We start from the raw sequence: 26068 nt of genomic DNA, 5'->3' as shown, positions 1-26068 counted from the left end.
CGTCACTGCTAGGGTACGGGCAGCGCCCAGCGGCGCTTGTGGCCACGCGTCACCTGCGCCGCCGTGCATTTCGGCATCCCCAGCCTGGCAGTCAAACCCCATGTCATTCAGCATTCAGGACATCATCGACAACCCAGCGCTGCGCACCCGGTTGCTCACAGGTGCGCAGGGTGCGCTGAGCGCTTTGCGATGGGCGCATGTTTGCGAATTGGCCGATCCTAGCGAATGGCTGGGGGAGGGCGATCTGCTGATGACTACGGGCATGGGCATCCCCCGCGACGCCGAGCAGCAACGTGCCTACGTCATCCGATTGTCCGAGGCCAGGGTGGCGGGCCTGATGATTGGCGAAAACATGCAAGCGCCGGACGACATCAGGGCATTGCAGGATCAAGCCTCGCTGCTCGGGTTCCCGGTATTGACGACGCACTACTCGGTGCCGTTTTCAGCCGTCACCAAGGCCATTCTCGATGCACGCCAGCAGACCGAGGATCAGCGCCGTCGCGCGGTGGTACGGCTTTATGAAAGCGCCAGGATCGGGCTAGGCCACTTGGGGCTGAGTGGCCTCGTGTCGAGGCTCGCGGCCGATGTCTCGGCAGAGCTGTACCTGTTCGATGTGCGCAGCTTGGCTCCCTGGGAGAAAGGGCTGGCGGCATTGCCTGAGCAATGGTGCAAGGTATTGGGAGCCCGCGCGCGTCTCACCTACGATCTCTCCCGTTGCCATGATGGCGAGCACGAAGCGCTGGTAATGGCCTTACCGGCGTTGCCCGAGTGCGCGATCCTTGCGACGGGTGGGCAACTGCTCGACTACGGGATCCTCCACCATATCGCGTCGGTCCTGGCTATCGAACTGGAGCGTGTTCAGGGTGAGCATGAGCGGATGCTGCGGCTGGGATCGGAGCTCCTCGATGACGTGCTCAACCAGAGGCTGTCCGAGCCTGCCGCGCTAGCACGCTTGCTACAGCTGGCCTGCCCGCCTGCGACGGCTTGCCTGGTGCTCGCCAAGCTTGACCAAGCGGCTCCGGACCACTGGCAGCATGAGCTGAGCCGGCAAAACCTGAAGGTACTGGCCAGGCAGGCAGGTGACGAACTGGTGATCTTGATCGCCGATCACGCAGCCAGCGCAGCATTGCAATCGATGCTGGGCTGCGGTGTGGGGATCAGCGCACCGTTAGGTGCGGGGCTGCGAGCGCCGGAAGCCTTGCGGGAGGCTCGCCTGGCGCTTGCGCATACTACGCCCGCCCGGCCAATAGTGGACTACGCCAACGCGCTGGATGAAGCCTTCTGGTTACCCAGCGACCTGGCACAGGCGCGCAGGATGTACGGCCGCGTTATAGGCAGTCTCATTGACTACGACGTCCAGAATGGCAGTCAGCTCATCCACACCCTACGGGTATTTCTGGAGCAGAACCGCTCCTGGCAAAAGTCGTCGCAGATCCTCAACGTTCACAAGCAAACGCTCGTTTATCGGATTCGCCGAGTCGAAGAAATCACCGGGCGTTCGCTGGATGACACCGAGGGCGTCGTCGCGTTGTGGATAGCACTGCGTGCAATGGACATCGCAGCCGATGGGCAAGCGTCGGACTGCTGAAACAGGCTGGCAGGTCACTCACCCCGCAAACACCGCGCGCAAATGCGCACGGTAGCTGTCGAACGCCGCAATCGCGCCGGCAACGACCTGAGCGTCTTGCTCAGCATCCAGCGCCAGCCCATCGAGCTTGGCCACAAACTCGCGCCAGTGCAGTGCACGGCCATCCGGGTGCGGCGCCAGGTGGCGAGCGCCCTGGTTGCCGTCCAGGCCCAGCTGCTGGGTCTGCTTGAACAGAAACGCTGCGCCGAGGTTCGAGCCTTCGCTGCAATACAGCCAGCCCAAGGCCTGCGCCGGACTGGCGCTGACCTGCGCCGGCGCGGGCGGCAGCGCCAGGCCGAGGTCGCGCAGGTCGGTCTCGACCGCTTCGAAACGCGAAAGCTGCAGCAGCCCTGGCAGGCGCTGGTTGAGCTGTTCGTCGTGGTACAGCGACAGCAGGCTGCCGTGGAAGCGATGCTGTACGTGCAGGAAGCGCGCATAGCGCTCGCGGTCTTCGAAGGGCCGGGCGGCCATCACCAGCGCGTCGACACTGTCGTGCTCACGGCTGCTGGAAGCCTTCAGGCGTTTGCAGCGGCTGTCTTGCGAGAGGGGCGTGGAAAGCGCGGGCATCGGGGTGTCCATGGCGGGCGGGTGAAGCGTGCAGGATGCGCACCGTTGTGAGTGCTGATCCCTGGCGCACTATTAAGATCGCTCAACCCGGCAAAGGTTGCTAGCACGCCGACTACGATTCACTGGATATCGATGCTGTCATCTGCGCGTGACACACCGCCAGGATCTCATCGGCCAGTGCCGAGTCGTCAGGGCAGGCGCGCGAGAGCATGACGGCGCCGACCGCGCGCGCCAGCAGGTCGATCATTTTTTCCCGCGTTTCACCTGGCGGCGCATCCGGCCGGGTGGGGTATTTCTCGCCAAGCGTTTGCAACGTTTGCTCGATGCCGTCAGCGAAGGCCGACTTCAGATCGCCGGACTGCCGTGCAGCGTCGCCGCACAATGCCGCCATGGTGCAGCCGGTGGCGCGCCCGTCGCGATGATCCCTCGACACATACACGTCGACGAAATCCTGCACGCTCAGTGCCTCGGCACTGACCAGTGACCGCGCAAGGCTGTTGGCCGAGGCTTCAGCCATCAAGTCTGCTTTTGAACCGAAATGCTTGTAGAAGCCGCCGTGGGTGAAGCCGGCGGCGGCCATCAGGTCGGCCACGCCTACCCCGTCAAAACCACGCTCGCGAAACATGACCGAGGCTGTTTCAACGATGTGCTCCCGGTTTGCCTGGGCTTGAGCCTTGCTGACGCGCATGTTGGGTACCTCGCTACCACTGCAGATGACAGGGCTGGATGATACATAGATGTTGGGCGTAATCAAAACCGTTGACAGTTTAGATTTCGATCATCATCCTAATGGCAGGCGACATCAACCTCCATCAACGGGCACGGAACAACCACCTCATGAGCGACTTGAACCTGTTTACCCCTTACACACTGGGCGCCCTCACGCTGGCCAACCGTGCGGTGCTTGCGCCATTGACACGTAATCGTGCCGGTGATGGCCTGGTGCCGAGCGAGTTTGCCGCCGCCTATTACAGCCAGCGGGCCAGTGCGGGCTTGCTGATTTCCGAAGCCTCGCAGATCTCCCAGCAGGGGCAGGGTTATCAGGACACCCCGGGCATCTACACGCAGGCACAGATCGCGGGATGGCGAAAAGTGACCGATGCGGTGCACGCCGAAGGTGGAAAAATGTTCCTGCAACTGTGGCATGTGGGCCGTGTTTCCCACGTGGATCTGCAACCGCACGGCGCGGCGCCTGTCGCACCTTCCGCGCTGCGCCCGGCGACCAAAGTGTTCGTCAACGATCGTTTCGAGGATGTCTCCGAACCGCGAGCGCTTGAAACTGAAGAACTTGCGGGCATCGTCAACGACTTCCGCCAAGCGGCGGCAAACGCGATCGCAGCGGGCTTCGACGGTGTAGAAATTCACGGTGCCAACGGTTATCTGCTCGATCAGTTCATCAAGGACGGCGCCAACGTGCGTACTGATGCCTACGGCGGTTCGATCGAAAACCGCGCACGCTTGCTGCTGGAGGTGACCGCCGCAGTGATCGCCGAGATTGGCGCGGATCGCACAGGCCTTCGGCTTTCTCCGGTGTCGCCGGCCAATGGGGTTTTCAGCAGTGATCCGCAGGCTCAGTTCGACTACATCGTCGACCAACTCAATGCACTGGGCATCGTCTATCTGCACGTCGTCGAAGGCGCGACCGGCGGGCCACGCGACGTGGCGCCGTTTGATTTTGCCGCCTTGCGCCAGCGCTTCAACAACACCTACATCGCCAACAACGGCTATGACCTGGACTTGGCAACCGCACACCTGGCGCAAGGCAAGGCAGACCTGATTGCCTTTGGCCGCCCCTACATCGCCAACCCTGACCTGGTGGCGCGGTTCCAGGCCAATGCACCGCTGTCCGCATTCGACCCCGCGACGCTCTACGGCGGTGGTGCGGCCGGGTACATCGACTACCCGACGCTGGCCCAGGCAAGTGTTGTGGCGACTCAGCCAGTTGGCTGATTCCGTCTGATTTCGATCACCCGTCAACCCCAATCCACCTACTGCATAGAGCTGACCTCATGACTACTCGTCCTACCGTTCTCATCACTGGCGCGTCCTCCGGCATCGGCTCGGTTTACGCCGAGCGTTTCGCCCAGCGCGGGCATGATCTGGTTCTGGTTGCCCGTGACCACTCGCGGCTGGAAACGCTCGCTGCAACGCTGCGCGACGAACACAACGTCACCGTCGAAGTGCTTCAGGCCGACCTGACCAACATCAGCGATCTGCAGACGGTTGAAGCACGCTTGCGCGATGACTCGCGCATCAGCATCCTCGTCAACAATGCCGGCGCGGCGCAGTCAGGTAGCTTCATCGAACAAAGCACCGACAGCGTTGCGCAGTTGGTAGCCCTGAACACCACTGCGCTGGTTCGCCTTTCCAGCGCCATCGCGCCCCGCTTGGCCAACGCCGGTGAGGGCGCAATCATCAACATTGGGTCAGTAGTGGGCCTGGCGCCAGAGTTCGGGATGTCGGTCTATGGGGCGACCAAGGCATTTGTGCTGTTCCTTTCCCAGGGCCTGAGCGTGGAACTTTCGCCCCGGGGTGTTTATGTACAGGCCGTTCTGCCGGCAGCCACCCGCACCGAGATCTGGGATCGCGCGGGTATCGACATCAACACGTTGAGCGAAATCATGGAGGTCGGTGATCTGGTCGACGCAGCGCTGCTCGGCTTCGATCGTCGCGAGCCGGTGACCATTCCTGCACTGCAGGAAGGCGAGCGCTGGGAAACCCTGCAGGTTGCTCGCCAGGGGCTCTTGTCGCAGATCAAACAGTCCGCCGTGGCGCAACGCTATTTGAGTCGTTGAGATGAAGGCATTTTTCATCGAGCGCTATGGCAAGCAGAATGGAAGGATTGGCGAGGTGCCCGATCCTCAGGTGGGCGCGCATGATGTTCTGGTCCGGGTGCATGCAGCGAGCGTGAACCCTTTGGATTCGAAGATCAGAACGGGGGCGTTCAAACTGATCCTGCCTTATGGATTGCCCTTGATACTGGGCAATGACCTGGCCGGCGTCGTTGTCCGTACGGGGGCTGCGGTACGCCACTTCAAGGCAGGGGACGAAGTCTATGCACGTCCCCCCGAGGCACGGATCGGAACCTTCGCCGAGCTGATTGCCGTGGACGAACATGCGCTTGCGCTGAAGCCCGCGAACCTTGGCATGACTGAAGCCGCTTCCATGCCGTTGGCCGCCCTGACCGCCTGGCAGGCGCTGGTCGAGACCGCCCAGCTGCAGAAGCACCAGAAGGTGCTGATTCATGCAGGGTCCGGCGGTGTCGGCAGCCTTGCGATCCAGCTCGCCAAGCACCTCGGTGCCTTTGTCGCGACCACCACCAGCACGGCAAATGTCGAATGGGTCAAAGGGCTCGGGGCGGATGTCGTCATCGATTACACGCAGGAGGATTTTACAGACGCGGTGAGCGACTTCGATGTGGTGTTGAACAGTCTCGGCGCCGATGTTCTGGCAAAGTCAGTCAAGGTGCTCAAGCCGGGCGGTCAGCTGATTTCCCTTTCAGGGCCACCGACCGCGCAGTTTGCCCGAGAGCAGGGCTTGCCCTGGGTGGTGAGGCAGGTAATGCGACTACTGAGCAGCGGTATCCGCAGAAAAGTCCGCAATCACGGAGTCCGCTACGCATTTTTATTCATGCGTGCCAACGGGACACAACTGCGTAACGTCACCTCGCTTGTAGAGCGTGGCGTCCTGAAACCGGTCATTGACCGCTGCTTCCCTTTTCAATCGACTGCGCAGGCGTTGCAGTACGTCGAGCAGGGACGTGCCAGAGGCAAGGTTGTCGTGACGATGGAGGAAGTTATTCAGCATGCGCGATGACGAGCGCAGCCATCTGTTCAGTACTGTTCGCCCCGTCAACGCGCAAGACGGGAGACGCTTGCCCTGACAACCACCGCTCGTGCCACGCCCGGTTGCGCCCTGAAAAGTCGGGGTCGTCGTACTGCGAAGCCCACTCCCTGAACCCCACATGTATGTCATGCATGTCGCCCCCGGGCGCTATACGATCCCCAAAGCGCGCTTTTTCACGCGCGGCCAGGCGCTCCAGGCGCACGGCGGTTGGCGTCACGACGAACACGATGAGATCGGCCTGAGCGAGGAGTGCGTCTCCCCAGACCATACAAGAGCCGGTCAATACCCAATCGTCCTCACCGAGTGCCTGCTGGATCAAGGGCACGCGCTCGCTGACGGGCCGCTTGGTGGTGAAAGGCGGGTTGGTCGGCATCCAGTAGAAGTCATCGACATCGGCCTGCCGCAACCCGAGTTGCGTGGCAAGGTTCTGGCCCAACGTCGTCACGCCAGCACAGGAAGCACCTGTGATGTAGATCCGCATGTTTTCCTCCGTGAATGCAGTCGTTTTCGGGGTGGGAAGATACCCGATTTCCTTCTGCTCTCGCATTCATCCGTACACGGTGGCGGCATTGGCCGCGTCAAGTCCTGCATTCCATATGGGAATGCAGCTTATAAAATTAATGAATTTTTATTATCGATAAGGCTGGCGTAGCGTGTTCTGAGGATAAGGAGAGCCGCTTTGAAATCAGCCACCCTCAATACACCCGATAAATTCGATACCTCCCGTGCCAGCGAGTATGGCACCCAGAGCCGCATTGCCTTGGCCGGCTACGACGCGTGCCACGACCTGGCCGCCTGCATGTTGGCCGCGACCCTTGGCAATGCAGGCGCGGCGAAGATACTGGTGGTGGGTGCCGGCGGCACGGCCCAGGAGATCATCGCCATGGCCAGGCTAGAACCGCACTGGCGGTTTACGGCCGTTGACCCCTCCGCGCCAATGCTTGCAGCCGCGACGCAGCAGCTGGAAGCACACCAGTTGCTGGATAGGACGGACATCGTTCATGGGGATGTCGAGGGCTTGGTGGCCGCGCAGTCATACGACGCGGCCACCCTGATCGGGGTACTCCATCATGTGCCGGGGGATGATGCCAAACATCAACTGCTGCGCTCGATCCATGCGCATCTCAAACCGGGTGCACCGCTGATCGTCGCCGGCAATCGCCATGCCTACGCCTCTCAGCCATTACTGCTGCAAGCCTGGGGACAGCGCTGGCGGCAACAGGGGGCCAGCCCCGACGAAGTGAAGGTCAAGCTTGGCAAGATCCTGCAGGGCGCTGATCCCCCACATTCAGAGGCTGCCGTTCAAAAGCTGTTGCATGACGCCGGGTTTGGCGACACCACGCAATTTTTCAGCAGCTTGTTCTGGGGTGCCTGGCTAACCTACAAAACCGCATGATCCAGCCTGCCTGAACGGCCGCCTCTCGCCGTTCAGGCGAACGCTTCACTCAGCAACCTCGGCAACACCTCACCGGCCTTGCCTGCAATGGCAAACTCACGCGCATGCCCGCTGCCGCTCACCTGCGGATTGATATGCACCACCCGCGCCCCGGCCTCCAGCGCAACCCCCGGGATCAACGCCGCCGGCTGCACCACCCCGGAGGTCCCCACCGACAGCAGCAGGTCGCACTCCGCCGCGGCCAGGAAGGCCCGGCTCAGAGCTTGCTCTGGCAGGCTCTCGCCAAACCAGACCACGCCCGGTCGCAGCGGCCCGTCGCATTCGGCGCAGCGCGGGGGCTCGATCCGTTTGCCGTCGCGGGCGCCTTCGGGCAGCGCCAATGCGCTGCTGACCGACCGGGCGCAGGCCAAGCAGCGCGCGGCGTCCAGGCGGCCGTGCAGGTGGATGACGTCGTGGCTGCCGGCGCGCTCGTGCAGGTCATCGACATTCTGGGTAATCAGGGTCAGCTGGGGCACGCGCGTGGCCAACTCGGCGATGGCCAGGTGGGCGGGGTTTGGGCGGGCATCGGCGATGCCGGCCCGGCGCATCTCGTACCAGCCCCAGATCAGTGCGGGGTCGCGACGGAAACCTTCGGCGCTGGCGAGCTGGGCGGGGTCGAAGCGCTCCCACAGGCCGGTCAGCTTGTCGCGAAAGGTGGCGATGCCGCTTTCCGCGGAGACGCCGGCGCCGGTAAACACCACGACATGACGGGCATCGGCGAGCAGGCGAGGGTCGAAGTGCATGACAGTCTCCAGACGTGCAGGGCAGAGCAATCGACTACTCTGCCAGTGTGGGTGCTGATCAACAACATCGGAATGAACCCTCGGCACCGCTCACGACCCAACGCAGTACATGCTCACGGGAGAACGCTTATGGAAATCGGTACGATCTGGATCATCGTCGCCGCGTTTGTGATCTTGCTGGAGATCTTCGCCATCTGGCACATCATCGGCAGTGAACGACGGGCCGAACGCAAGATGCTGTGGATCGTCTTCGTGGTCTATGCGCCTATTCCAGGGTTGCTGTTCTGGCTGGTGCGCGGGCCGCGCGCGGTCAAGGGGCGGGCGGTGCTGGAAGAAAAATAGAAGGCGCTTGACCTCGACCTTGCTAGAGGTTTGATACTCGGTCGCTCTCTCACTCGATGGAGCGATCTCATGAATTCTGCGTTTCAGCTGTCCAACCCCGACGGGCTCTACGACCCTAGCGGCAATGCCTACTCACATGTTGCCGAGGTACGGGCCGGGAGCCGCTTGCTGTATGTAGCCGGGCAGGGCGGCGAAGATGCCGAGGGCAATCTCTCGCCGCTGTTTGCCGAGCAGGCGCGGCAGGCGCTGGAGAATGTTCGGCTGGCCTTGGCTTTCAAGGGCGCCGGCCTGGGTCAGGTGTTCAAGTTGACGCTGTTGATCGTTGATCACTCCGAGGAACGTTTGCGTGAGTGGGTGGCGGCGGCTGACCGGGCGTGGGAGGGACAGATGACCCCGACCTGTACGCTGATTCCTGTAGCGCGGCTGGCGCTGGATGGCATGCTGGTGGAGGTCGAGGCGGTGGCGGCTGTCTGATTGGGTTATATCCCGGTTGACGCCATCGCGGGCAAGCCCGCGCCTACCTGCCCCGCGTCAGTAGAGCCCTTGCGCATATTCGTAGGAGCGGGCTTGCCCGCGATGGCGTCAGCCCAGGCGACACTGCCCCCCAGCAGCGATACACTTTTCTCTTTGCCTCCCGGATCCCCATGTCAGCCCCTATCGAACTCCTCCAGACCGACCCCGACCAGGCAGCGCTGATCCGCAATCTGTATCAGTTCTACGCCTACGAGTCGTCCGACTGGGAGCAGGAGGACGTCGAGGTCGATGGCCGTTTCTACGTTCACGAGCCGCACCTGGCCCGCTACTGGCAGTCGCCCGGCTGGAGCGCCAACCTGGTGCTGGTGGATGGCTTCATCGCCGGGTTCGTGCTGGTCGAGCGCAGCGAGCTGCCAGGCATCGATGCGTTGGAGCTGGCCGACCTGTTCATCATGAAGAAATACCGTCGCCAAGGTGTCGGCCGGGCCGTTGCCGAGTTGCTGCTGTGCAGCGAAGGCTCGGACTGGCTGCTGCGCTGTTACCGCGAAGACCCGGTCGCCCTGGCCTTCTGCAGTGCCGTGCTGGCTGACCTGCCGAGGCCGGTGCATGGCATTACGCTGGACGACGACCCCAATCTGCTTAATTATCTGATCGTCTCGACCACCCACTGACAGCGTCTTGTTGCCAAGAAAATGTGACGTGGTTCACAAATCGACTTTCCACCCGGCATAATGCCATTACGTCTTGTCCCAGGCCCGGCCTCCGTGGCCTGGGATTTATCCGTTCGTGTCGCAGGTTCAGGGAAAAACCATGTCGCTAGTCGCAAGCTCCGACGTCATGTATCGGCTGTTGATCCAGAGCGTGGTCGACTATGCCATCTACATGCTCACCCCCGAAGGCGTGGTCGCCAACTGGAACCCGGGGGCGCAGCGGGCCAAGGGCTACCGTGCCGAGGAGATCGTCGGCAAGCACTATTCCCTGTTCTACGAAGAAGAGGATCGCGCCGCCGGCGTGCCCGAGCACAACCTTGAGCAGGCCCGCCACACCGGCCGCTTCGAGGAGCACGGCTGGCGCGTGCGGCAGGACGGCAGCGCGTTTCGCGCACACGTGGTGATCGACGCGGTACGCGATGACCAGGGCCAACTGGTCGGCTTCGCCAAGGTCACCCGCGATATTTCCGAGCGCCACCGCTACGAGCTGGAGCTGCTCGAAGCCAAGGTGCTGGCCGAACAGTACAGCCAGGAAATGGCCAACCTGTCGCGCTTCCTCGATTCGGTGATCGCCAACATCCCCGCCAGCGTCATCGTCCAGGACCTGCACAGCCAGCGCATCCTGCTGGCCAATCAGCAGGCCGAACGGCTGTTTGGCGGGCAGAATGCGAGCATGATCGGCCAGTTGCCAGGCGACTGCCTGATGCCGGCGGCGGTCGAGTACCTGGAGCAGCAACTGGCCCGTGGCGCGCGCAGCAGCAAGGGCTATTCGGCCGAGACCCGGGTCGACACCGCCTGCGGCCCGCGTACCCTGCGCAGCCGCGCGCTGCTCAGCCAGCACCGTGACGGCCAGGCCGACTACGTGCTGTTCGTCGCCGAGGACGCCACCGAAGAGCTGGCCGCTCACGCGCAGATCCACCACATGGCCCACCACGACGCCCTCACCGGGCTGCCCAACCGCACGCTGTTCCACGAGCGCCTCAAGCAGGCCCTGCTGCGCGGCGAAGACAGCGGCAAGCTGACCGCCGCGCTGTGCCTGGACCTGGACAACTTCAAGAACATCAACGACTCGCTGGGGCATGCCTTTGGCGACAAGCTGCTGCGAGCGCTGGGCAAGCGCCTGCGCCGCGAGTTGCGCGAGCATGACACCCTGGCACGCTTGGGCGGGGACGAGTTCGCCGTGGTCCTGACCAGCCTGGACAACCCGGAGGCTGCGTGTGTGACCGCCCGGCGCTTGATCGAGGCGATCGCGCCGCCGTTCCAGATCGAAGGCCACCAGTTCACCGTTGGGGTGAGTATCGGTATTGCCCTGTCGCCAGACGACCATGACCAGGCCGAACAGCTGCTCGGCTACGCCGACATGGCCCTGTACGAGGCCAAGCGCAACGGGCGTAACCGCTACGAATGCTTCCACCTCGAGCTCGACGTCGCCGCACGCCAGCGCCGCCTGGTCGAGACCGACCTGCGCACCGCGCTGCACCTGGGGCAGTTGCAGCTGCATTACCAGCCGGTGGTCGATCAGGAAACCCACAGCGTCACCGGCTACGAGGCGTTGCTGCGCTGGGAGCATCCGGTACGTGGCATGATCATGCCGATGGACTTCATCCCGATTGCCGAGGAAACGGGGCTGATCCACGAGATCGGCGCGCGTGCGCTGAACCTGGCGTGCCAGGAGGCCGCGACCTGGGGCACCGAGCAGGTGGTGTCGGTCAACCTGTCACCGGTGCAGTTCAAGAACGCCAACCTGGTCCATATCGTCACCTTGGCGCTGGCCGACTCGGGGCTTTCAGCCTTGCGCCTGGAGCTGGAGATCACCGAATCGGTGCTGCTCGGCAACAGCGAGGAGAACGTGCGCACCCTGCGCGCGCTGAAGGACCTGGGGGTGTCGATTTCGCTGGACGACTTTGGCACCGGCTACTCGTCGCTGGGGTATTTGCGCTCGTTCCCCTTCGACCGGATCAAGATCGACAAGTCGTTCGTCCACGACATGTGCGACAGCCGCGAGGCGATGTCGATCATTCGGGCGATTACCGAGCTGTCCAACAGCCTGATGATCAAGACCACGGCCGAGGGGGTGGAATCGGCCGAGCAGATGGAGCGCCTGCGGGCGGAGGGGTGTTCACACTTCCAGGGCTTCTTTTATGGGCGCCCGGCGCCGGCCAGCGAGCGTCTGACGCATATCAGCAAGCTGGGCGGCGACTGACTTGGGGCTGCAGCGCGGCCCCAGGGTCCGGCACGCTGCCTAGGAAGCGTCAGGCGTGCCGAGAATGCTCACCACCTTGTCGCGCAGCTGGTCGATGCTGAACGGCTTGCCGATCATGTGCATGCCTTCTGGCACATTCAAGCTTTCGGCATAGCCACTGGCAAACAGTACCGGCAGCAATGGCCGGATCTCCCGCGCCTTGCCGGCCAGCTCCTCGCCGCGCATGTCGGGCAGGCCGACGTCGGTCATCAGCAGGTCCAGCGCCTGATCGGGGTTCTCGAGAATCCGCAGGGCAGCCGTGGCGGTGTCCGCTTCGATGGCTGTATAGCCCAGCTCGTCGAGCACTTCGACCATCAACATGCGCACGATGTCGTCGTCTTCGACTACCAGAAGGTGCATTTTCGGGATCCTGTACAAAAGAAGTGTCTCTACTCTGTGCCTAGAGCAGTGCCAGAAGTTCCCCAGCATAACGTTCAGCGCAATTCGATGGAACGATTGGCGCACCCCGTTCTCAAATACTGGCTAAATGCCCCTGCCAGATGTGGCAAAGCTGGTTAGACTTTGCCCTTGAACCAGCACACGGGACCCGCGGGCGCCATGACATCAGGCGCGTCACCGCCAGTGGTATTCAACGGACTTTTTCGCTCAGGCGTTTTCAGATGATTCAATCAGCCTCGATGGACCAACAAAGCTTCCGCAAGCTGTTGAGCCGCAACATCGGCTTGCCCCTGGGAGTGGGCCTGCTAGGCGCCGTGGCGTTTGTCGCGGTGATCTACTACCTGCTTTCGGCCATGCAATGGGTCGAGCACACCGACCGTGTCATCGGCAATGCCAATGAAACGGTGAAGCTGTCGATCGACATGGAAACCGGCATGCGCGGGTTCTTGATCACCGGCGACGAGCGCTTCCTCGACCCGTATGAAGTGGCCAAGCCGCGGATCTTCAGCAGCCTCGAGAGTTTGCGCGACCTGGTCGCGGACAACCCACCCCAGGTTGACCGCATCGCTCGATTGATCGCCCTGCAGCATGCCTGGAACGATTTTGGCCGCGAGATGATCGACCTGCGCCGTAGTCAGGGGGGTTATCAGGCGGCGATTGGCAATGGCCGAGGCAAGCGCATCACCGACGAGATCCGCAAGGAGTTCGACACGTTCATCGCCTCCGAGCAGCAGCTGCGCCAAGCCCGTAACGAAACCGTCAGTACCGTCACAACGACGGCGATCACGGCGTTCGTGCTGTTTATCGTGGCCTTGAGCGGGCTGCTGGCCTACCTCGGTCGCAGAGACCTGCTGGCGCTGTCCGACAGCTATGTCAGCAACCTGCAAGCCCAGCAACGGGCGACCGAGCGCCTGGAGCACAACGCCTGGCTGCGCAACGGCCAGACCCAGTTGGCCGAGCAAGTGCTCGGCCAGCTGACCCTGCCCATGCTCGGCGACAATGTTCTGCGCTTCTTCGCGACCTACCTTGGCAGTGTCGTCGGTGCCTTGTATGTGCGCGATGAGCACGGCAACCTGGTGCGCGTTGCCAGCTACGGGCTGAGCGCCGAGGAGCAGGTACGCACGCAGTCACTTGCCGGCCATGAGGGGCTGTTGGCCGAGGCGGTGCGCCAGGCGCGCCTGGTGCCGTTGAATCAACTGCCTGAAGACTATTTCCGCCTGAGCTCGGGGCTGGGCAGCGGTTTGCCGCGCAGCGCGCTGCTGATGCCAACCCGCGACGAAGGCCGGATCAATGGCGTCCTCGAACTGGGCTTCCTGCGCACGCTGGACGAGCGCGACCAGGAGATGCTCGAGCGCGTTGCCGAGAACCTCGGCATGTCCATCGAAAGCGCGCGTTATCGCCAGCGCCTGCAGGAAGTCCTGGCCGAGACCCAGCAGCTCAATGAAGAGCTGCAGGTCCAGCAAGAAGAGCTGAAAACCGCCAACGAAGAGCTCGAAGAGCAATCGCGGGTGCTCAAGGAGTCCCAGGCCCACCTGGAAACCCAGCAGGCGGAGCTGGAGCAGACCAACGCGCAGTTGTCCGACCGTACCGATGCCCTCGACCGCAAGAACAGCGAGCTCAACCAGGCCCAGCAAGAGCTGCAGGCGCGCGCTGAAGACCTGCAGCGCTCGAGCAAGTACAAGTCCGAGTTCCTCGCCAACATGTCCCACGAGCTGCGCACGCCGCTCAACAGTTCGTTGATCCTCGCCAAGCTGCTGGCCGAGAACGCCGACGGCAACCTCAGCGAAGAGCAGGTCAAGTTCGCCGATTCGATTTATTCGGCGGGCAATGACCTGCTCAACCTGATCAACGACATCCTCGATATCGCCAAGGTCGAGGCCGGCAAGCTCGAGGTGCGCCCCGAGTCGACCCAGGTCGAGCGCCTGGTCGAGGGCCTGCGCGGGATGTTCCTGCCGCTGGCCGCAGACAAGGGCCTGGACTTCCAGGTGCAGCTCGAGCACCCGCTGCCGGTGAGCCTGTTCACCGACCGCCAGCGCCTGGAGCAGATCCTCAAGAACCTGCTGTCCAATGCCATCAAGTTCACCGAGCGTGGCCAGGTCAGCATGACCATCAGCCAGCAGGCCGGCCTGGGCATCGTATTTGCCGTGCGCGACAGCGGCATTGGCATCGCACCCGACCAGCAGCAGGCGATCTTCGGCGCCTTCCACCAGGTCGACGGCACCAGCAACCGCCGCTATGGCGGTACCGGCCTGGGCCTGTCGATCTCGCGCGACCTGGCGCACCTGCTCGGCGGCCAGATCAGCGTCGACAGCAGCCCGGGCCAGGGCAGCGTGTTCAGCCTGATCTTGCCTGAGCGCTACGAGTCGGACGACGAGCAGGTCGAGGTGCACAGCCTGCGGCCGGCCGTGGACGAGATGCCGCCACTGCCCAAGATCGCCCCGCCGGCACCGCTGCCGCGGCACGCCTTCACCGACGACCGCGAGCTGGCGCCGTTCAGCAACCGCTGCATTCTGGTGATCGAAGACGAGCCGAACTTCGCCCGCATCCTCTTCGACCTGGCCCACGAGCTGGGCTACAGCTGCCTGGCCGCGCAAGGGGCCGACGAGGGCTTCCAGCTGGCGGCGCAGTACCTGCCGGACGCGATCCTGCTGGACATGCGCCTGCCCGACCACTCCGGCCTGACCGTGCTCCAGCGCCTCAAGGAGCAAGCCAGCACCCGCCATATCCCGGTGCATATCATTTCGGTCGAAGACCGCATCGAGGCGGCCATGCACATGGGCGCGGTGGGCTACGCGGTCAAGCCAACCAGCCGTGACGAGCTCAAGGAAGTGTTCGCCCGCCTGGAAGCCAAGCTGACCCAGAAGCTCAAGCGCATCCTGCTGGTCGAGGACGACGACCTGCAGCGCGAAAGCATCGCCCGCCTGATCGGCGACGACGACATCGAGATCACCGCGGTGGCCCTGGCTCAGGACGCGCTCGACCTTCTGCGCGACAACATCTACGACTGCATGATCATCGACCTCAAGCTGCCGGACATGCTCGGCAACGAGCTGCTCAAGCGCATGACCGCCGAAGACATTCGTGCCTTCCCGCCGGTGATCGTCTACACCGGGCGCAACCTCACCCGCGAAGAAGAGAGCGACCTGCTCAAGTACTCGCGCTCGATCATCATCAAGGGCGCCCGCTCGCCAGAGCGTCTGCTCGACGAAGTGACGTTGTTCCTGCACAAAATCGAGTCGCAGTTGTCCAACGAACGCCAGCGCATGCTCAAGACCGCGCGCAGCCGCGACAAGGTGTTCGAGGGGCGCAAGATTCTCCTGGTGGACGACGATGTGCGTAATATCTTCGCCCTCACCAGTGCCCTGGAGCACAAGGGCGCCATCGTCGAGATCGGTCGTAACGGGCGCGAGGCGCTCGAGCAGCTCGAGCTGCACGACGACATCGACCTGGTGCTGATGGACGTGATGATGCCGGAGATGGACGGCTACGAAGCGACCCGGCTGATCCGCCAGCAACCGCGCTGGCGCAAGCTGCCGATCATCGCCGTGACCGCCAAGGCGATGAAGGACGACCAGCAGCGCTGTCTGCAGGCTGGCGCCAATGATTACCTGGCCAAACCGATCGACCTGGACCGACTGTTCTCCCTGATCCGGGTCTGGCTGCCGCAACTGGAGCGAATTTGACTAGCGAGCGCAACACCGACATCGAGATCCGGCTGCTGATCGAGGCGATCTACCTCAAGTACAGCTACGATTTTCGCGATTACTCCGGCGCTTCGATCAAGCGCCGGATCCTTCACGCCGTGCGCCAGTTCGACTGCCGCACGGTGTCGGCGCTGCAGGAGCGGGTGCTGCACGACCCGGGCATGTTCATGCAGTTGCTGCAGTTCCTGACCATCCCGGTCAGTGAGATGTTTCGCGACCCCGGGCACTTCCTCGCACTGCGTGAGGAAGTCGTGCCGCTGCTGCGTACCTGGCCGTCGATCAAGATCTGGATCGCCGGCTGCAGCACAGGCGAGGAGGTCTACTCGATGGCCATCCTGCTGCGCGAAGAAGGCCTGCTCGAGCGGACCATCATCTACGCCACCGACATCAACCCGCACTCGCTGGAAAAAGCCAAGCAGGGCATCTACTCGATGCCGAGCATCCAAGGCTATGAAGAGAACTACCGCAAGGCCGGTGGCCGCCGCGACTTCAGCGAGTACTACACGGCTGCCTATGGCAACGCCATCATGGACAGCAGCCTGCGTGACAACGTGACCTTCGCTGATCACAGCCTGGCCACCGACAGCGTGTTTTCCGAAACCCAGCTGGTGTCGTGCCGCAACGTGCTGATCTACTTCAACAAGGACCTGCAGGACCGTGCCCTGGGGCTGTTCCATGAGTCGCTGTGCCATCGCGGCTTTCTCGTCCTGGGCAGTAAAGAGTCGGTCGACTTCTCCGCCTATGGCGACCGTTTCGAGCCGCTGGTCAAGCCCGAACGGATCTTCCGCAAGTCATGAACGGTATCGAAGCGATCGTTATCGGTGCCTCGGCGGGCGGCGTCGCGGCGCTGTTCGCGGTGCTGGGCGGCCTGCCGGAACGCTTCGCGATCCCGGTGCTCTGCGTGCTGCACCTGCCAGACGACCGCCACAGCCAACTGGCCGAAGTGCTGCAGCGCAAGATCGGCCGGCCGGTGCGTGAGGCGGGCGACAAGGTGCAGATCGAGCGCGGCCTGATCTACGTGGCGGGGCCGGGGTATCACCTGTCGGTGGAGCGCGATTTCAGCCTGTCGCTGAGCCAGGAAGCACCGGTGCACTTCTCGCGGCCGGCGATCGACTTTCTCTTCACCTCGGCGGCGGATGCCTACCGCGCGGGTTTGCTCGGCGTGCTGCTGACCGGCGCCAATGAAGACGGCGCGCAAGGGCTCGCCTACATAAAACAATGCGGGGGCCGGACCGTGGTCCAGGACCCCCAAGACGCACAGGTCGCGTTTATGCCGGAGGCCGCGTTGGCCCTGCACAGCCCCGACCACATACTTTCTCTGAGCGGCATTGGGCAATTGCTCGTGACCCTGGAACCCAGCGCATGCTAAGCCAAATCATCGCCAAACTGCTGATCGTCGACGACCTGCCGGAAAACCTCCTGGCGCTCAACGCCCTGATCAACGGTGACGACCGCGAAGTGCACCAGGCGCAGTCCGCCGAGCAGGCCTTGGGGCTGTTGCTCGAACACGAGTTCGCCCTGGCCATCCTCGATGTGCAGATGCCGGGCATGAATGGCTTCGAGCTGGCCGAGCTGATGCGCGGCACGGAAAAAACCAAGAACATCCCGATCGTCTTCGTCAGCGCCGCCGGGCGAGAGATGAACTACGCGTTCAAGGGGTACGAGAGCGGTGCGGTGGACTTTCTGCACAAGCCGCTCGACACCCTGGCGGTGAAGAGCAAGGTGTCGGTGTTCGTCGACCTCTATCGCCAGCGCAAGGTCCTCGACCGCCAACTCCAGGCCCTGGAGCGCAGCCGCCAGGAGCAGGAGCTGCTGCTCGGCCAGCTGCAGGTGGCGCGCGGCGAACTGGAACGTGCGGTGCGCATGCGCGACGACTTCATGTCGATCGTCTCGCACGAGGTGCGCACACCGCTCAACGGCCTGATCCTGGAAGCCCAGCTGCGCAAGATGCACCTGGCCCGCGGCAACCTCGAGGCGTTCAGCGAAGACAAGCTGCAGGCGATGGTCGAGCGCGACGAACGGCAGATCAACAGCCTGATCCGCCTGGTCGAAGACATGCTCGATGTGTCGCGCATCCGCACCGGCAAGCTCTCGTTGCGGCCTAAGCGTTTCGACCTGGCCCAGCTGGTGCGCGGCCTGGTGGAGAACTTCACCGCCCAGGCCAACGCCCTCGACACGTATATCGAGCTGCAGCGCTGCGAGGCGCTGGCCGGCGAGTGGGATGAATTTCGGATTGAACAGGTAGTAGCCAACCTGTTGTCCAATGCTTTGCGGTACGGTGAGCGACGACCGGTGCAGGTGCGGGTATTCGCCCAGGATGGGATGGCGTGGGTGCAGGTCCAGGACCAGGGCATCGGCGTCAGCGCTGGCAACCAGCAGCGGATCTTCCAGCAGTTCGAGCGCGTAGCGGCTCTGCAGGCCAGTGGCGGCCTGGGTTTGGGGCTGTATATCTCCGAGCAGATCGTGCAGGCCCATGGCGGCCGCATCCGGGTCGACAGCGAGGAGGGCAAGGGCGCCACGTTCAGCGTGCTGCTGCCGCTCGCGGCCTTGTCAGCACAAACCGACCAGGCCCAGGCAACCTCTGTGTAAGCCTGGGGTCAGATGGCCAACTTATTGAATTTCAAGGCGTTGTCATGAGCGAAGATGCACAAGATGTGGTGCTGGTGGTCGAAGACGAACCGGCGATCCGGATGATCCTGCGGGATTATCTTTCCCTCGAGGGCTACCACGTGCTGGTGGCGGAAAATGGCGAAGAGGCGTTCGAGATCCTCGCGAGCAAGCCGCACCTGGACCTGATCGTCACCGATTACCGATTACCCGGCGGGATTTCCGGTGTGCAGATCGCAGAGCCGGCGGTCAAGTTGCGCCCTGACCTGAAGGTGATCTTCATCAGTGGTTACCCGGCGGAGATCCTCGAGTCGGGCAGCCCGATCGCGCGCAAGGCGCCGATCCTGGCCAAGCCGTTCGACCTCAACACGCTGCATGAGCAGATCCAGTTGCTGCTGCGCTGAGCCGCGTCGCTAGCGGTTGGCATCGCTCATGGCAAGGTCAGCGGCTATGCTTGCCCCATGACCACCACTCCCGACCAGCGCCAACCCTGTCCCCCAGGCGCCTGCAATTGCGGGCGCGAGCATCTGCAAGCCTCGCCTGAGGCCGCCCAGCGCATCCTGCGCCTGACCCGCCAGGAAGAAAAGCGCCTGCTCGATCGCCTGGAAAACCTCAAAGGCCTGGAAGACCTCGAGCGCCTCCAGCACTTGATGTACGAGCAACTCGGCATCCGCGTGCGCATCGCCCCCAGCTTCAATGAAGTGCGCAGCATGCGCGGCATCAACATCGAACTGGCCGAGCAACCCGGCCTGTGCCGCAAGACCCGCCAGGCCATCCCCGCCGCGATCCGCCGTGGGCTGGAGCGCAACCCGCAGGTGGCGTTTAGGTTGCTCGATGCTCACGACTTGTTGCGCGACGCTTGAGCGTTGGCGCCTATCGATATAGGTCCTTCTGTAGGAATTTTAACCTAATAAAGTAGGGCATTTCCCAAAGGCCTATTTGGGGTGGAGCAGTGACAATGTTGGCGCTATGGTAGTTCGGAGTTACTGCGCTGAGCGCTACGTTGTTGTGAAGGGCGCCTAAGTTATCAAGTTCATTGAACTGCTTCTGCGTGAATGTAGCGGGCTCGTGTCGCTGTCGGGACGTTCGCCAGTTAACAGTTAGCGTTTTGTTCTCGTTCGATCATTTCCGTTCGCTCGTTATTGGTGAGCAGGCGCTGAGCTGTGCGCTGTGTACTCGGCTGCACTGTCTTGGCGGCTGGGATATGGGTTGTGCGTTCGAAAGTGCAGTTGAAACTTAACCACGGTCGGGTTTTATAGAGGCAAGGATATGCTTAACGAATTACTTACCTTCTTCGATCATAGTCGCCATCAACTCAAAGTTCGCGGTGTTGCTGCCGTACTTGATGTCTTGACCTTCAAAGGCCATGAAGGGTTGAGCCGACCGTTTAAATACACCGTAGAGTTCACCTCGGTCACGCAAGATATCGCGGTCGAACAAATGCTTGGCCGGGACGCCAGTTTCACCCTCCATGCGCCGCCGGAGAAGCGGCCGCTGCCGGGCTTCAGCCTACCGCCGGTGAAGCCGCTGCGCACACTGCACGGCGTGATCACCGGCTTCAAGCGTCTGTCCGACTCCAGGGACGAAGCCCGCTATGAAATCACCCTGGAAGCGCACCTGGCCTTGCTCGGGCGGGGCAAACAGTACCGCATCTACCAGCACCAGTCGGTGCCGGAGATCGTCGAGAGCGTGTTGCGCAGTCGGCATCAGTTCGAAGGGCAACATTTTCTCTTCCAGTTGGTGCGTGACTACCCCCGGCGCGAGCAGGTCATGCAGTACGGCGAGAGTGACCTGGCCTTCATCAGTCGTTTGTTGGCCGAGGTCGGTATCTGGTATCGCGTTGTCAGTGATGACCGGTTGTCCATTGATGTCATCGAGTTTCATGACGACCAGCGCCACTATCAGTTCAATGTAAAGCTGCCCTGCCGGCCGCCATCGGGTATGAGCAGCAGCGGCAAGGATGCTGTCTGGGACCTGCAGGCCTGCCATCGAGTAGTGGAACAGCACATCAATGTGCGTGCCTATCACCACCGTGATGCCCGGGCCTACCTCGACGGTGAAGTCGATCAGACCCGGGGTGCGACTACCACCTATGGCGAGGGCTATCACTACGCCGAGCCCTACATGGCACTCGGGGATGCCCTGGATCAGGACGAGGACCTGCTCAGCGAGAGTGGGTACTTCTATGCGCGCTTGAACCACGAACGCTTTCTCAACCAGCAGACGCGCCTCAGTGGTGTCAGCAGTAGCACAGCCCTTGCGCCTGGCCAGGTGCTGAAAATCTCCGATGGCGCGCCGCAGGCGTTCGGTACCGGTGCGGTGATCACTTGCGTAACCCTTGAAGCAACACGCGATAGCAGTCTGCTGACCCACTTCGAGGCCATTCCCTACTCGGAGACGGTGTGTTTTCGTCCGCCGCTGGGGGCCAAGCCGCAAATGGCCGGCACCGTGCCGGCGCGGGTGACCAGTAACCGAGCCAACGATCCTTACGGCCATATCGACCTGGAAGGCCGGTACCGCGTCAGCTTCCTGTTCGATCGCGATACGTGGAAGGCTGGTGAAGAAAGTGTCTGGCTGCGGATGGCCCGGCCGTATGCCGGCGACACGCACGGCCTGCATCTGCCGCTGATCTGCGGCACCGAAGTGGCGGTAGCGTTCGAGCATGGCGATCCGGATCGGCCGTACATCGCGCACGCCTTGCACGACAGCCAGAACCCCGACCACGTCACCTTGCGCAACTACAAGCGCAATGTCTTGCGTACCCCGGCCAACAACAAGCTGCGCATGGACGACACCCGTGGGCAGGAGCACATCAAACTCAGTACCGAACATGGGGGCAAGAGCCAGCTGAATCTTGGCCATCTGGTCGATGCGCAAAAGAAGCAACGCGGTGAAGGCGTCGAGCTGCGCACCGACGCATGGAGTGTGCTGCGCGGTGGTAAAGGCGTCTTCATCACCGCCGATGCGCAAGCCAAGGCGCAGGGCCCGGTGCTGGAGATGAGTGCCGCCAAGCGTCGCCTGCAGGATGCCGGTGATCAACTGCAACAACTGTCAGTCGATGCCGAGGCCAGCCAAGCCGAGCCGGCCGACGTGGCGGCGCAACTGGCCTTGCTGCGCGATCAGCTCGATGAGCTCAAGGCTGCGGTGGTGCTGCTCAGCGCTCCGGATGGCATCGCCTTGACCAGCGGCAAGCACCTGCAACTGGCGGCGCAGGGCAACCTGATGCTCAACGCGGGCGGCGAGGCTGACCTTAGCGTGGTCAAGCGCTTGTTTGTTGGCGTCGGGCAGGGCCTCAGCCTGTTTGTTCGCAAGCTGGGTATCAAGCTGATTGCCAACCAGGGGCCAGTGACGGTCCAGGCACAAAACGACAGTTTGTCGCTAATGGCGCGCCAGGGGCTGGAGATCACCAGTACCGAAGACCAGGTCTTCATTACCGCGAAGCAGAAAATCACCCTCAACGCCGGTGGCAGCTACATCACCTTGGACGCGAACGGCATCGAATCCGGGACAGAGGGCGATTACAACGTAAAGGCGGCGATGTTCGATTACAGCGGGCCAGCGAGCATGACCGCGAGTTTTCTGGAGTACCCGCAAAGCCTGTCTGCACAAGTGTTTCGCTTGCGCGTGCCGTCCGCCCACGAGGCGGCGGGGCAGAGCTGGGCAGGTATGCCTTACAAGCTTTATGCCGATGGTGCGTTGCTCAAGGAGGGCGTGCTGGACGACGGCGCCGAGTTGCGGATCGATCATCAGGTCGTGACGCGGGAATACCGCCTGCAGATGGCTAATGGCACCAGCTTTCAGATCCCGGTCCCGGGTGAATATCGCAATCCCCCGCAAGCCCACCTGGCCAACCTCGGCCTGCTTAACCATACCCCGCAGACACATCCCGAAGTGGGCCAGCCATCGACCCACAGCGATCACCGCGTCAAGTACGCAGGGGTCCTCGACGGACTCGTCGACACACAAGGAGACCCTCAATGAAGCAGGCCGATATCGTCGTACCGCTCGTTTTGAAGCACACCCGCACGGTGACCTGTGTCCCTCGCTGGTTTGTTCAGGAAAGCCAGTACCACCCTGAAATCGCCACGTTCACGCCGTTGATCAACGGCGAAGAAACATTTGCGGCCGTGCACCACGCGATTGCCAACGCGACCAAGACGATCGACATCATTTGCTGGGGGTTTCAGCCGTCGATGTTTTTCATTCGCGACGGCAACGCACCGAGCATTGGCGAGCTGCTCAAGAGCAAGGCGGCGCAAGGTGTGCGCGTGCGCGTATTGGGCTGGGAAATGCCAGCCAATGTCGCCGGTGCGGCCGGTGAGGCCAATTTACCAGGCAAGAGCCAGCACTTCGGTCGTGTGCTCCTGGATTGGGATCGGGCGCTGCAAAGTTCCACCGACCGCCAGTACAGCGAAGACATCGACTGGTTCAAGGACTTCGAGGTCGCAGGCAACAAGGCAGTACAACGCATCGCCGCTGGGGTGCCGCTGTTTGTCAGTCGAGGTTTTAGCGCCCGTGAGCGCTTGCGCATTTACAAGGAGGTGAGCAAGGGCAGCCTGGATCGGCAAATCGGCTTGAAGATGATCGCGGCGCTGATGGGCGTTCCGACCCATCATCAGAAAAGTGTGCTGGTTGACTACGAGTTGCCGCAGCAAGCGGTCGGCTTTGTCATGGGTCACAACATGCTGGACGAGTACTGGGATACCCCGGCGCATTCGGCGCTAAACCGTAGTGACTACACCCGCCCCGCACCCAATCGCGGCCCGCGCGGCTTTGCCCCGCGACAGGATATTTCCAGCCGGGTCAGCGGGCCGATCCTGGAGCATCTGCACCACAACTTTGCCATGGCCTGGACCAAGGAGACCGGTGAAGAACTGCTCAAGGCACGCTCGTCGATCGAGGTCGGGCGCAAGCTTCAATGCCACCACGGCACTCCGCAGATGGCGCAGTTGCTGCGCACTCAGGCGCAGGAGGGTTTGCGTGAAATCGAGCAGCTTTACCTGCAGGCAATCAACAACGCCACCCAGTTCATCTACATCGAGAATCAGTACTTTCGCTGGCCGCCACTGGCCGAGGCGATCAAGCGCGCCGCCGCGATGCAGACTGCCGAGGGCCGCGACCCCGGGTTGCATGGCGTGCTGCACCTGTTCGTGGTCACCAACGCCAGCGACGACGCCATAGGCGCGGGCACCGCCAAAACCCAGCGCGTGCTCGAAAGCCTCGGGCGTGCCGACACCATCCCTGAGGTTACTCGCCTGCAGCGCATCGAACAGGCCAGGCGAGAGATCCCGGCGCCACTGGACCCGCGTGACCGGATGGGCACGCTGAAGCTGGAGGCGCAGACCGAAGCCATCAATGCCAGCGTGATCAAACCGGAAGAAATCCCAGGCTTGAAGATTCACGTGTGCTCACTGGTCGCCCCCGACTCGCCAGCAGGCCGGCCATGGATGCCGGTGTATATCCACAGCAAGTTGATGATTATCGACGACGTGTTCACCACGTTGGGGTCGGCCAATATCAATACTCGCAGTATGCAGGTGGACAGCGAACTGAATATTGCGCATGAGTGGCCGAGTGTGACGAAGGCGATGCGGCGAAGGTTGTGGGATCTGCATACAGGCGGAAAAGGGGGGCAGGATAACCCTAAAAAGGCGTTTAAAGATTGGCACCAGATAATTACTGATAACAAAGAGCGTCATCAAGGTAAGAGTGGGCCAATCGCTGCGCTTGTGGAGTTTTTTTACGATGAAGCAACTATGAAAGATCTGGACTGATGCGCGGGCTGTTGCTTGTGGCGGTGTTTTTTCTGAGTGGGCACGTAGTTGGAAGTGTCATAAAAGGGTCGGGGGGGAATGCCATGGAACCGCTTAATAGTGCCGGCGTCAGGCTGGCATTCACGTGCGTGCACGAAAAAGATCCAGTTGTGCCGAATGACGTTGATATGATTTTTCACTACGCGCGCTGGTTGCAAAAAAATAATCAGCTCAAGCGAGTTTCGCAAGTGGATGCGGACGTCGAGCGATTGTATCGAATAGCTGCGGAAAATGGCCATCATAAAGCAAATATTAATTTGCAGAACGGCGCCATGCGTGGGCGTTTCAAATTAACAGGCCGAGAGCATCTGCGGTTTAGCGAGGAACTCATTGGTGCGGGCATAGCAACGGGCTATTTATTCGTGAGTTACTTCTTAAAGCAAGGGTCAGCAGGATTGAGGCAGGATCCCGATATGTCCATGAGGTACCTTCGCAAGGCCGCGGACGAAGGTAACGCGCAAGCTCAGTACGCTGTCGGGGAAAAACTGGCCCCTATTGATATCGCTCCTGCGGTTGCTCGGCAGATGCGCCGCTGTGCTGCGGAGCAAGGCCACGGTGCGGCTGCTGTAGCCCTCGCTGTGAACTTGAGACGCACTGGACAGTACCGTGAAGCGCTTGAGTTGTTTCAAATGGGAACCGCCGCAGGCTATGAACACGCAGCCGGTTATTTGGATGATGGATTTCGAGGCCCTGAGCCAGAAAACTCCCTCCATTTTCTCGCGCAACAGATGGATCTGGAACGTGCTGAACGCTACAACAAAATTTGGCACATCCTCGCCAGTTACTCCTACGCGGACCCTAAAGTTCCAGAGATCAACGACATTGTCCCGCTACCGCCTGCCAAGTTGCCGCCGTGGGACGGTAAGCTGCAATGGCTGGAAGCACGCTTGGCCAATGTCCCTCCAGAAAGACCCAGCGAGGTCCTGATCCACAAAATGGCCCAGGCCAAAGTCCTCGATCCAGTCACCGGCAAGCCCATGCCGGGCTCACCGGCGTTTAATGAAACCAACTTCCCGGTCATGACCTGTTTGAGTGGCGAGGCTTGCCCTGAAAGCGGCTACTGGAAAATCGTTTGGACCAGTTGGACCGAGCATGTTCGTTACTTTGAGCAAGGTGAGGTCATGCCCCTGCACTTGATGACTTGGCCGGAACCACGGTTATGGCCGCTTCGGGACAAGATTGTCCAACGTAATGAGCGCGTGAGGTGGGGGTTGCTCGGTTGAACATTCTGGTTAGGATTATCTGACGCGATGAGGCCCGCACAGACACTAAAAAATCACTTGGACAGGTATTTCATCGCATCCTCGAGCCCCTGCAGGGTCAGCGGATACATCTTGTCCTCGACCAGGTCCCGCACCAGGTGGGTCGACGCGGTGTAATCCCAGGTCTGCCGGGGATACGGGTTGATCCACACGACCTTCTTGAATTTCTCCACGAAGCGCTGCATCCACACATACCCGGCTTCTTCGTTCCAGTGCTCGACGCTGCCCCCCGGCTGGGTGATCTCGTACGGCGCCATCGCCGCATCGCCGACGAACACCACCTTGTAGTCATCGCCG

23 protein-coding genes and 1 pseudogene are annotated in these 26068 nt (G+C 62.0%); 18 read left to right on the top strand and 6 right to left on the bottom strand.

The window, feature by feature from the left end:
* Window positions 1-100 precede the first annotated feature (100 nt).
* A complete protein-coding gene (locus tag CCOS865_RS15555; protein ID WP_119142367.1) occupies window positions 101-1588 on the top strand; it encodes a PucR family transcriptional regulator in 1488 nt (495 codons plus the stop codon).
* Window positions 1589-1606: 18 nt separating this feature from the next.
* On the opposite strand, the gene CCOS865_RS15550 is transcribed toward CCOS865_RS15555, so the two are convergent.
* The gene (locus CCOS865_RS15550; RefSeq protein ID WP_119142365.1) at window positions 1607-2194 is read right to left on the bottom strand and encodes a biliverdin-producing heme oxygenase; all 588 of its coding nucleotides are present in this window, start codon (window positions 2192-2194) and stop codon (window positions 1607-1609) included.
* A gap of 112 nt (window positions 2195-2306) precedes the next feature.
* Window positions 2307-2882, bottom strand: a complete 576-nt coding sequence (locus CCOS865_RS15545; RefSeq protein WP_119142363.1) for a TetR/AcrR family transcriptional regulator — start codon at window positions 2880-2882, stop codon at window positions 2307-2309.
* Window positions 2883-3031: 149 nt separating this feature from the next.
* Between CCOS865_RS15545 and CCOS865_RS15540 the strand changes: the two genes are divergently transcribed.
* The 3 genes from CCOS865_RS15540 to CCOS865_RS15530 are packed head-to-tail and all read left to right on the top strand — an operon-like array spanning window position 3032 to window position 6010.
* A complete protein-coding gene (locus CCOS865_RS15540; RefSeq protein WP_119142361.1) occupies window positions 3032-4144 on the top strand; it encodes an alkene reductase in 1113 nt (370 codons plus the stop codon).
* A 59-nt stretch (window positions 4145-4203) separates the two neighbouring features.
* The gene (locus tag CCOS865_RS15535) at window positions 4204-4989 is read left to right on the top strand and encodes an SDR family NAD(P)-dependent oxidoreductase (protein WP_119142359.1); all 786 of its coding nucleotides are present in this window, start codon (window positions 4204-4206) and stop codon (window positions 4987-4989) included.
* A gap of 1 nt (window position 4990) precedes the next feature.
* The gene (locus tag CCOS865_RS15530; RefSeq protein ID WP_119142357.1) at window positions 4991-6010 is read left to right on the top strand and encodes an NADP-dependent oxidoreductase; all 1020 of its coding nucleotides are present in this window, start codon (window positions 4991-4993) and stop codon (window positions 6008-6010) included.
* Here the strand turns inward: CCOS865_RS15530 and CCOS865_RS15525 are convergent.
* Window positions 5991-6521, bottom strand: coding sequence for a P-loop NTPase family protein (locus CCOS865_RS15525; protein WP_119142638.1), 531 nt, complete (start codon window positions 6519-6521; stop codon window positions 5991-5993). The genes CCOS865_RS15530 and CCOS865_RS15525 overlap by 20 nt on opposite strands.
* Before the next feature lie 198 nt (window positions 6522-6719).
* Between CCOS865_RS15525 and CCOS865_RS15520 the strand changes: the two genes are divergently transcribed.
* A complete protein-coding gene (locus CCOS865_RS15520) occupies window positions 6720-7436 on the top strand; it encodes a class I SAM-dependent methyltransferase (protein ID WP_119142355.1) in 717 nt (238 codons plus the stop codon).
* Between the two features lie 32 nt (window positions 7437-7468).
* Here the strand turns inward: CCOS865_RS15520 and CCOS865_RS15515 are convergent, their stop codons facing one another.
* Entirely contained in the window at window positions 7469-8218 is a 750-nt protein-coding gene (locus tag CCOS865_RS15515) for an SIR2 family NAD-dependent protein deacylase (protein WP_119142353.1), read from the bottom strand.
* Window positions 8219-8347: 129 nt separating this feature from the next.
* Here CCOS865_RS15515 and CCOS865_RS15510 point away from each other — a divergent pair, with 129 nt between their 5' ends.
* From CCOS865_RS15510 to CCOS865_RS15495, 4 genes are all read left to right on the top strand, one after another.
* Window positions 8348-8560 carry a PLDc N-terminal domain-containing protein gene (locus tag CCOS865_RS15510; protein WP_119142352.1) on the top strand — a complete coding sequence of 71 codons (213 nt, stop codon included), beginning with the start codon at window positions 8348-8350 and terminating at the stop codon, window positions 8558-8560.
* A gap of 69 nt (window positions 8561-8629) precedes the next feature.
* On the top strand, window positions 8630-9034 hold the full coding sequence (locus CCOS865_RS15505; protein WP_119142350.1) for a RidA family protein: 405 nt from the start codon (window positions 8630-8632) through the stop codon (window positions 9032-9034).
* Window positions 9035-9204: 170 nt separating this feature from the next.
* Window positions 9205-9705 (top strand): GNAT family N-acetyltransferase, encoded by a 501-nt coding sequence (locus tag CCOS865_RS15500; RefSeq protein ID WP_119142348.1) that lies wholly within the window; start codon window positions 9205-9207, stop codon window positions 9703-9705.
* Between the two features lie 139 nt (window positions 9706-9844).
* Window positions 9845-11947 (top strand): sensor domain-containing protein, encoded by a 2103-nt coding sequence (locus CCOS865_RS15495; protein WP_119142346.1) that lies wholly within the window; start codon window positions 9845-9847, stop codon window positions 11945-11947.
* 39 nt (window positions 11948-11986) lie between these two features.
* Here the strand turns inward: CCOS865_RS15495 and CCOS865_RS15490 are convergent, their stop codons facing one another.
* Window positions 11987-12346 (bottom strand): response regulator, encoded by a 360-nt coding sequence (locus CCOS865_RS15490; protein WP_119142344.1) that lies wholly within the window; start codon window positions 12344-12346, stop codon window positions 11987-11989.
* Window positions 12347-12606: 260 nt separating this feature from the next.
* On the opposite strand from CCOS865_RS15490, the gene CCOS865_RS15485 reads away from it, so the two are divergent.
* From CCOS865_RS15485 to CCOS865_RS15445, 9 genes are all read left to right on the top strand, one after another.
* The gene (locus CCOS865_RS15485; protein WP_119142342.1) at window positions 12607-16068 is read left to right on the top strand and encodes a response regulator; all 3462 of its coding nucleotides are present in this window, start codon (window positions 12607-12609) and stop codon (window positions 16066-16068) included.
* Window positions 16065-16886 carry a CheR family methyltransferase gene (locus CCOS865_RS15480; RefSeq protein WP_119142340.1) on the top strand — a complete coding sequence of 274 codons (822 nt, stop codon included), beginning with the start codon at window positions 16065-16067 and terminating at the stop codon, window positions 16884-16886. Before CCOS865_RS15485 ends, CCOS865_RS15480 begins: the two co-directional genes overlap by 4 nt.
* Window positions 16883-17458, top strand: a complete 576-nt coding sequence (locus CCOS865_RS15475) for a chemotaxis protein CheB (RefSeq protein ID WP_119142338.1) — start codon at window positions 16883-16885, stop codon at window positions 17456-17458. The genes CCOS865_RS15480 and CCOS865_RS15475 overlap by 4 nt, the downstream gene beginning before the upstream one ends.
* A complete protein-coding gene (locus tag CCOS865_RS15470) occupies window positions 17452-18678 on the top strand; it encodes a hybrid sensor histidine kinase/response regulator (protein ID WP_119142336.1) in 1227 nt (408 codons plus the stop codon). The genes CCOS865_RS15475 and CCOS865_RS15470 overlap by 7 nt, the downstream gene beginning before the upstream one ends.
* Window positions 18679-18722: 44 nt before the next feature.
* On the top strand, window positions 18723-19100 hold the full coding sequence (locus CCOS865_RS15465) for a response regulator (RefSeq protein ID WP_119142334.1): 378 nt from the start codon (window positions 18723-18725) through the stop codon (window positions 19098-19100).
* A 57-nt stretch (window positions 19101-19157) separates the two neighbouring features.
* Entirely contained in the window at window positions 19158-19559 is a 402-nt protein-coding gene (locus CCOS865_RS15460) for a hypothetical protein (protein ID WP_119142332.1), read from the top strand.
* A 406-nt stretch (window positions 19560-19965) separates the two neighbouring features.
* The gene (locus CCOS865_RS15455) at window positions 19966-22677 is read left to right on the top strand and encodes a type VI secretion system Vgr family protein (protein WP_119142330.1); all 2712 of its coding nucleotides are present in this window, start codon (window positions 19966-19968) and stop codon (window positions 22675-22677) included.
* Complete coding sequence (locus CCOS865_RS15450; protein ID WP_119142328.1) at window positions 22674-24470, top strand: phospholipase D-like domain-containing protein; 1797 nt, start codon at window positions 22674-22676, stop codon at window positions 24468-24470. The genes CCOS865_RS15455 and CCOS865_RS15450 overlap by 4 nt, the downstream gene beginning before the upstream one ends.
* Window positions 24470-25732 carry a DUF6396 domain-containing protein gene (locus tag CCOS865_RS15445; protein ID WP_244216124.1) on the top strand — a complete coding sequence of 421 codons (1263 nt, stop codon included), beginning with the start codon at window positions 24470-24472 and terminating at the stop codon, window positions 25730-25732. The genes CCOS865_RS15450 and CCOS865_RS15445 overlap by 1 nt, the downstream gene beginning before the upstream one ends.
* Window positions 25733-25785: 53 nt before the next feature.
* Here CCOS865_RS15445 and CCOS865_RS15440 read toward each other — a convergent pair.
* Window positions 25786-26068: pseudogene (locus CCOS865_RS15440) on the bottom strand (hypothetical protein); the annotation flags it as partial.

Source organism: Pseudomonas reidholzensis (assembly GCF_900536025.1).
Classification (GTDB): domain Bacteria; phylum Pseudomonadota; class Gammaproteobacteria; order Pseudomonadales; family Pseudomonadaceae; genus Aquipseudomonas; species Aquipseudomonas reidholzensis.
Note: the sequence above shows the minus strand (reverse complement) of the source record. Positions and strands in the feature narration are given on the sequence as shown.

Bases quoted from the DNA above. Each gene is read 5' to 3' on its own strand.
- CCOS865_RS15555 (WP_119142367.1), top strand. From the start codon at position 101: ATGTCATTCAGCATTCAGGACATCATCGACAACCCAGCGCTGCGCACC.
- CCOS865_RS15550 (WP_119142365.1), bottom strand. From the start codon at position 2,194: ATGCCCGCGCTTTCCACGCCCCTCTCGCAAGACAGCCGCTGCAAACGC.
- CCOS865_RS15545 (WP_119142363.1), bottom strand. From the start codon at position 2,882: ATGCGCGTCAGCAAGGCTCAAGCCCAGGCAAACCGGGAGCACATCGTT.
- CCOS865_RS15540 (WP_119142361.1), top strand. From the start codon at position 3,032: ATGAGCGACTTGAACCTGTTTACCCCTTACACACTGGGCGCCCTCACG.
- CCOS865_RS15535 (WP_119142359.1), top strand. From the start codon at position 4,204: ATGACTACTCGTCCTACCGTTCTCATCACTGGCGCGTCCTCCGGCATC.
- CCOS865_RS15530 (WP_119142357.1), top strand. From the start codon at position 4,991: ATGAAGGCATTTTTCATCGAGCGCTATGGCAAGCAGAATGGAAGGATT.
- CCOS865_RS15525 (WP_119142638.1), bottom strand. From the start codon at position 6,521: ATGCGGATCTACATCACAGGTGCTTCCTGTGCTGGCGTGACGACGTTG.
- CCOS865_RS15515 (WP_119142353.1), bottom strand. From the start codon at position 8,218: ATGCACTTCGACCCTCGCCTGCTCGCCGATGCCCGTCATGTCGTGGTG.
- CCOS865_RS15510 (WP_119142352.1), top strand. From the start codon at position 8,348: ATGGAAATCGGTACGATCTGGATCATCGTCGCCGCGTTTGTGATCTTG.
- CCOS865_RS15505 (WP_119142350.1), top strand. From the start codon at position 8,630: ATGAATTCTGCGTTTCAGCTGTCCAACCCCGACGGGCTCTACGACCCT.
- CCOS865_RS15500 (WP_119142348.1), top strand. From the start codon at position 9,205: ATGTCAGCCCCTATCGAACTCCTCCAGACCGACCCCGACCAGGCAGCG.
- CCOS865_RS15495 (WP_119142346.1), top strand. From the start codon at position 9,845: ATGTCGCTAGTCGCAAGCTCCGACGTCATGTATCGGCTGTTGATCCAG.
- CCOS865_RS15490 (WP_119142344.1), bottom strand. From the start codon at position 12,346: ATGCACCTTCTGGTAGTCGAAGACGACGACATCGTGCGCATGTTGATG.
- CCOS865_RS15485 (WP_119142342.1), top strand. From the start codon at position 12,607: ATGATTCAATCAGCCTCGATGGACCAACAAAGCTTCCGCAAGCTGTTG.
- CCOS865_RS15475 (WP_119142338.1), top strand. From the start codon at position 16,883: ATGAACGGTATCGAAGCGATCGTTATCGGTGCCTCGGCGGGCGGCGTC.
- CCOS865_RS15470 (WP_119142336.1), top strand. From the start codon at position 17,452: ATGCTAAGCCAAATCATCGCCAAACTGCTGATCGTCGACGACCTGCCG.
- CCOS865_RS15465 (WP_119142334.1), top strand. From the start codon at position 18,723: ATGAGCGAAGATGCACAAGATGTGGTGCTGGTGGTCGAAGACGAACCG.
- CCOS865_RS15460 (WP_119142332.1), top strand. From the start codon at position 19,158: ATGACCACCACTCCCGACCAGCGCCAACCCTGTCCCCCAGGCGCCTGC.
- CCOS865_RS15455 (WP_119142330.1), top strand. From the start codon at position 19,966: ATGCTTAACGAATTACTTACCTTCTTCGATCATAGTCGCCATCAACTC.
- CCOS865_RS15450 (WP_119142328.1), top strand. From the start codon at position 22,674: ATGAAGCAGGCCGATATCGTCGTACCGCTCGTTTTGAAGCACACCCGC.
- CCOS865_RS15445 (WP_244216124.1), top strand. From the start codon at position 24,470: ATGCGCGGGCTGTTGCTTGTGGCGGTGTTTTTTCTGAGTGGGCACGTA.